The sequence below is a fragment of the Streptococcus sp. HMSC077D04 genome (genome assembly GCF_001808785.1).
GTDB classification, from domain to species: domain Bacteria; phylum Bacillota; class Bacilli; order Lactobacillales; family Streptococcaceae; genus Streptococcus; species Streptococcus mitis_BX.
The window spans coordinates 1-692 of sequence record NZ_KV794493.1 but is presented as its reverse complement, the minus strand read 5'-3'; the positions used below and the strand labels follow the sequence as shown (position 1 = coordinate 692).

Below are 692 nucleotides of genomic sequence, written 5' to 3'. Positions count from 1 at the left end.
GCAATCATTGAGAAGTATTCTGATTTGATTAACTCCCTAGATGACCAAACTAACTTCCAATTGACTATCTTTAATAAAAGATTGAATTTAGAAAAGTTTAGACAAAGTGTTTTGTATGAGGAAAAAGAAGATGGATATGATACCTATCGTAAAGAATTGAATCGGATGATGAATCAGAATTTAGACAGTGGCGAAAATAATTTCTCAGCTGTGAAACTGATTACCTTTGGTAGAAAGGATTCTAATCCCAAACAAGCCTATCGTTCCTTGTCTCAAATTGGAGAATATTTCAAGAGTGGTTTTTCAGAAATTGATGCTCGCTTTGAATCCTTGGCTGGAGAAAACCGTGTGAACTTGTTGGCAGATATGCTTAGAGGAGAACACCATCTTCCTTTTTCTTACCGTGATTTAACGAGATCGGGTCAGACAACTCGTCACTTTATAGCTCCTAATCTCTTAGATTTCAAAAACAAGAATTACCTACAAATCAATGACCGCTTATTACAGATTGTCTATGTGAGAGACTACGGCATGGAATTAGGAGATCAGTTTATCCGAGACCTCATGCAAGGAGATTTGGAATTGATTGTGAGCCTCCATGCCCAAAGTTCGACCAAGGCGGATGCCATGAAGAAACTACGAACAAAGAAAACCTTGATGGAATCCCAAAAGATTGGGGAACAACAAAAACT

General features: G+C 37.6%; 1 pseudogene. It reads left to right on the top strand.

Features of this window, described 5'->3' with window-relative positions:
- Window positions 1-692, top strand: a pseudogene (locus HMPREF2701_RS01580) (VirB4-like conjugal transfer ATPase); the annotation flags it as partial.